The sequence below is a fragment of the uncultured Maritalea sp. genome (assembly GCF_937139385.1).
GTDB lineage: Bacteria > Pseudomonadota > Alphaproteobacteria > Rhizobiales > Devosiaceae > Maritalea > Maritalea porphyrae_A.
Genome location: NZ_CAKZPW010000091.1, coordinates 1 through 4,960, shown reverse-complemented (window position 1 = coordinate 4,960; position 4,960 = coordinate 1). Strand labels below are relative to the sequence as shown.

3 protein-coding genes and 1 tRNA gene are annotated in these 4,960 nt (G+C 51.6%); 3 read left to right on the top strand and 1 reads right to left on the bottom strand.

Features of this window, described 5'->3' with window-relative positions:
- Nucleotides 1-32: 32 nt before the first annotated feature.
- Nucleotides 33-109 (bottom strand) — tRNA-Arg (locus Q0231_RS03795).
- A gap of 237 nt (nucleotides 110-346) precedes the next feature.
- Between Q0231_RS03795 and Q0231_RS03790 the strand changes: the two genes are divergently transcribed.
- From Q0231_RS03790 to Q0231_RS03780, 3 genes are all read left to right on the top strand, one after another.
- Entirely contained in the window at nucleotides 347-865 is a 519-nt protein-coding gene (locus tag Q0231_RS03790) for a gluconokinase (protein WP_269393174.1), read from the top strand.
- Between the two features lie 86 nt (nucleotides 866-951).
- A complete protein-coding gene (gene polA, locus Q0231_RS03785; protein WP_299345290.1) occupies nucleotides 952-4,185 on the top strand; it encodes a DNA polymerase I in 3,234 nt (1,077 codons plus the stop codon).
- Nucleotides 4,186-4,416: 231 nt separating this feature from the next.
- The coding region (locus Q0231_RS03780) for a hypothetical protein (RefSeq protein ID WP_299345287.1) at nucleotides 4,417-4,960 on the top strand (544 nt) is incomplete at its 3' end.

The window sequence follows — 4,960 nt, the reverse complement described above, 5'->3', positions numbered from 1 at the left end:
TACGCAAGGTGCTGATTACATTTTGATAATATTGGTGCACCCGACGAGATTCGAACTCATGACCTCTGCCTTCGGAGGGCAGCGCTCTATCCAGCTGAGCTACGGGTGCTTCTGCGTTGCACATTGTTGTGCTTGGCGAAACTGGCGCGAACTTATCTGAAGAGTTCGCGCATCACAATGGCTTTTTGCGCAAAAATGTTTCTCTCCTGGGAACGAATTGTTGTTCGAACAACTCGCACCGGCATGCCTGTTAGACTAGCTTCACTTTCAATCGATGGCGGTGTCAGCAATAGGCTCGGGTCAGAAGCAATGCCGAGTAGGCTATTAATCTATTTGGGGGCGAGAAATGGACAGCTTTAAGAAAGTAATATTTGTAATTGGCGTGAGTGGGACGGGAAAATCCACCATTTCTGACGCCCTTGCAACGGCGTTGGGCGCACGTTTTCTTGATGCAGACGATTTTCATTCGAGTCAGAACAAAGCATCGATGGCCAACGGTGTGCCACTAACTGATGAAATGCGTAAAAGTTGGTTGGACATTGTTTGCGCGGAGACAAATGCCCAAGCCGGTAGTGTTGTTGTTGCTTGTTCTGCACTAAAACAAGCCTATCGCGACGCTATTCGCAAGCATGTTGAGAATTGTCAGTTCGTCTTTTTGCAAGTTGGTCGCGACATTCTAGAACATCGGATATCGAACAGGCCCGGGCATTTTATGCCAGTCAGTCTGTTGGAGAGCCAGTTGCAAACCTTGCAAGCACCCACAGCATTGGAAACTGACGTTATAACCATTGATGGTACTTTGCCCGTTTTAACTATTGTGCAGGTCGCCGCAAATTTCGCAAACGCTGGCGAAGCGATACAATAATAATCACCCATAGACCCAACTTGTTGATCCGATTAGATTGAACATTCAATTCGTTTTTGATTCACGTGTGTTCCAAGGGGAAAAACATGCATTTGTTGCTGGTGGATGGCTCGACCTATATTTTTCGCGCATATCACGGTTTGCCACCGCTTACGCGTAAGTCGGATGGGTTGCCAGTCGGTGCCGTGTCCGGTTTTTGCAACATGCTCTATAAGTTGACGCTGGATTTTGAAGCGGAGGAATTGGAGTCTCCAACCCATATGGCGGTGATATTTGATCATTCTGGTAAAACATTCCGCAATGATTTTTACCCAGAGTATAAAGCTCATCGCCCGCCTGCACCTGAAGATTTGGTCCCCCAATTTCCCCTAACCAGACATGCCACTCGCGCATTTTCGATTTCCTCGGTGGAACAAGAAGGCTTTGAAGCGGACGATTTGATTGCCACTTATGCGCGCCAGGCTGAAGCCAAGGGCATGAATGTGACGATTGTCTCGTCAGACAAAGATTTGATGCAATTGGTTTCAGACAAGATTTCGATGCTTGACACCATGAAAAACAAGTGGATTGGCGCTGAGGAAGTCTTTGAGAAGTTTGGCGTAGGCCCAGATAAGGTGATCGATGTACAATCGCTTGCTGGCGACAGCGTAGACAATGTGCCCGGCGTGCCCGGCATCGGCATCAAAACCGCCGCTCAACTGATCGGCGAATATGGTGACCTAGACAATTTGCTAGAACGTGCAAGCGAAATTAAACAAAACAAGCGCCGCGAAAACTTGATCGAGTTTGCTGATCAAGCAAGGGTTTCACGCGATTTGGTAACGCTGAAAACCGACGTACCTGTTGAAGTTGAAATGGAAGAGTTCGCCCGCCAGCCACTTGATGCCAGCCTTATCATTCCGTTTTTGAAAGCGATGGAATTTTCAACGATCACCAAACGGGTCGCCGCCGCCATTGATGCGGACGCAGATGCGATTGACGCGGATGCGTCGCTCGCACCAGATCCAACTACCCAAACGATTGCCGCACCCATATCAGTTGAAGGGGATAACACGCCACTTGCTCTGGCCGACAAGGTGGCGCATGAGCTTTTGGGCCTGCCCGTTGAACACGATAAATATGAGATCGTGCGCACAATGGATGCGTTGGACAAATGGGTTGAACGGATCATCGACAAGGGCCATGTCGCCGTGGATACGGAAACCACGGGTCTGGACAATCAGCAAGCCGATTTGGTGGGCATTTGCCTTTCCACAGAAGTGGGCAATGGTTGTTATATCCCGCTCATCCACAAGTCAGGTGAAGATGATTTATTGGGTGGCGGCATGGCGCCAGATCAGCTGCCAACCAAAGCGGTAATCGAAAAGCTCAAGCCAGTTTTTGAAGATCAATCGATCTTAAAAATCGGGCAAAACATGAAATATGACGCCAAGATCTTTGCCCAGATCGGCATCACCGTTGCGCCCTTTGATGACACGATGCTGATGTCTTACGCACAGCACGCGGGCCTGCACAACCATGGGATGGACACCCTGTCAGAGCGGTATCTGAGCCATACGCCGATTCCGATCAAACCGCTGCTTGGCTCCGGCAAATCTGCCATCACATTTGACAAGGTGCCGCTGGAAGAGGCAGTTAAATACGCCGCCGAAGATGCTGATATCACCCTGCGTCTGTGGAAGCTGTTGAAGCCGCAGTTGCATCGCGCCGAAGTGACCAAAGTCTATGAGACGCTCGAAAGGCCATTGGTGCCGGTTCTGGCCGCGATGGAGCGGTCCGGGATCAAGGTGGACCGCGACACGCTGAGCCGGATGTCCAATGCCTTTGCCCAGAAAATGGCAGGGCTGGAAGACGAGATTTACGAGATTGTCGGCCGCAAGTTCAACGTTGGCTCCCCCGCGCAACTTGGCGAGATCCTGTTTGATGAAATGGGCATCGAGGGTGGCAAGAAGGGCAAGAACGGCAAATATTCGACTGGCGTTGATGTTCTCGAAGATCTCGCCACCGAGCATGATTTGCCCGCGCGTGTTCTGGATTGGCGGCAGCTAAGCAAGTTGAAGTCCACCTATACCGATGCGCTGCAAACCCACATCAATGCGGACACCGGGCGGGTGCATACCTCCTATTCCATCGCGGGGGCATCCACCGGGCGTTTGGCCTCGACCGACCCGAACCTGCAAAACATCCCGATCCGCACCGAGGAAGGCCGCCGCATCCGCGAGGCCTTTGTCGCCGAAGAAGGCAAAACGTTGGTCGCACTGGATTATTCCCAGATCGAGCTGCGCATTCTGGCCCATATCGCGGATATTCCCGCCCTCAAGGAAGCGTTCGCGCGCGGCGATGACATTCACGCGATGACCGCGTCCGAGATGTTTGATGTGCCGATGGAGGAGATGACGCCAGAGGTGCGCCGCCGTGCCAAGGCGATCAACTTTGGTGTGATTTACGGCATTTCCGGCTTTGGTCTTGCCCGCAATCTCCGCATTCCACGTTCCGAGGCGCAGGGGTTCATCGATCGCTATTTCGAACGCTTCCCCGGCATCCGCACCTATATGGACGACACCAAAGCCTTTGCCAAAGAACATGGCTACGTCCAGACGTTATTTGGCAGAAAGATCCATACACCAAACATCAGCGCCAAGGGACCACATGCGGGGTTTGCCGCCCGTGCTGCGATCAATGCCCCCATCCAAGGCACCGCCGCAGATGTGATCCGCCGGGCAATGATCCGCATGCCGGAAGCGATCAAAAATCTGCCTGCGACGATGTTGCTGCAGGTCCATGACGAACTCCTTTTTGAAGTTGAAGAGGGGCACGAAGATGCCCTGATCGACGCCGAGGCCGAAGCCGACATCGAATGGCTGCAGAACGTCATCACCGCCGTGCGTAACGTCCGCGCCGAGAAGAACATCGCCCCAGGCTTCGAACTGGAACTGCTGTTCAAAAACGGCGGCGACGAAGACTTCCGCCGCGCCGAAGAAAACCAGGCCTTCCTGATGAAACTCGCCAAGCTCAACAAACTGACCTGGCTGAACGAAGGCGACGAAGAACCTATGTCTGTCACCCAACTGGTTGGCGACATGGAAGTACTCGTACCCATGGCTGGCTTCATCGACAAAGACGCAGAAGTCGCACGCCTGAGCAAATCGATCGAAAAACTCGGCAAAGACCTTGAGCGCGTACAGAACAAACTGGGCAACCCAGGGTTCGTAGATAAAGCACCAGAAGCCGTGATCGAAAAAGAGAAAGAAAAAGCCGCCGGCTTTGAGCGTGACATCGCCAAACTCAACGACCAGATCGAAAAGATCAAAGCGTTGTAACCAGCGACACCGCTCCAAAAACAAAAACGCCAGCTCTGCAAAGACCTGGCGTTTTTTATATCTCGCTTCTTTCAGGCTACTGCCATCCCCTGTAGGAGGAGATCTTATCCGCGCCCCTGTCGCAATCTGATATGTTTCCTATCAACAAATTCGTTTAGACTTTAGCTCTCACGCTTAGTTTATTCGCTGCACTGAATGGATCTCGCTGTAAATCAGAAGTAAAGGACTAGCATGCCTCCGACATTTAAATACCTTATTACCGTTACAATCATTTCTCTGACTGCCTGTGGCGGTGGAGCTGGCGGAGACTCAAAATCTGAAGACGAAGAGCAAACCCTCGAAGAACTCAGTGTTTTATGTACTGATTCAGATACGGTCGATGTAGATGGAATCGAACTACAGATGGACGTCGTCGACAGCGACGATGATGGCTGCCTCTCTGATTTCGAGTACCGGGTTGCCGAGCGCATGGCAGCGGGCATAGCCGTTCAATTGGAAATTGACGGAATAAATAGTTCATCCAGTACCAGCACTGTCAAATCGCTGATGATTAATGGCAACTCAGAAGTCTCCGACGGTAAAGCACAACTGCATACAAATCTTGAGTCAGGTGAGTTCAGCATCCACGTCCGTGGCTACTCGAACAACTCGTCAACAGAAACTCTGCGCGTTTACTTCGATGATGAATCTGCAGCGGATAAAAGTGGTGAAGAACCGCCCTACACTATGGACTTCTCACTTGCACCGGTGAGTGGAAACTTGAGTTACAGCATCA

Coding starts and splice junctions, on each gene's coding strand:
- Q0231_RS03790 (WP_269393174.1), top strand. CDS start 347: ATGGACAGCTTTAAGAAAGTAATATTTGTAATTGGCGTGAGTGGGACG.
- polA (WP_299345290.1), top strand. CDS start 952: ATGCATTTGTTGCTGGTGGATGGCTCGACCTATATTTTTCGCGCATAT.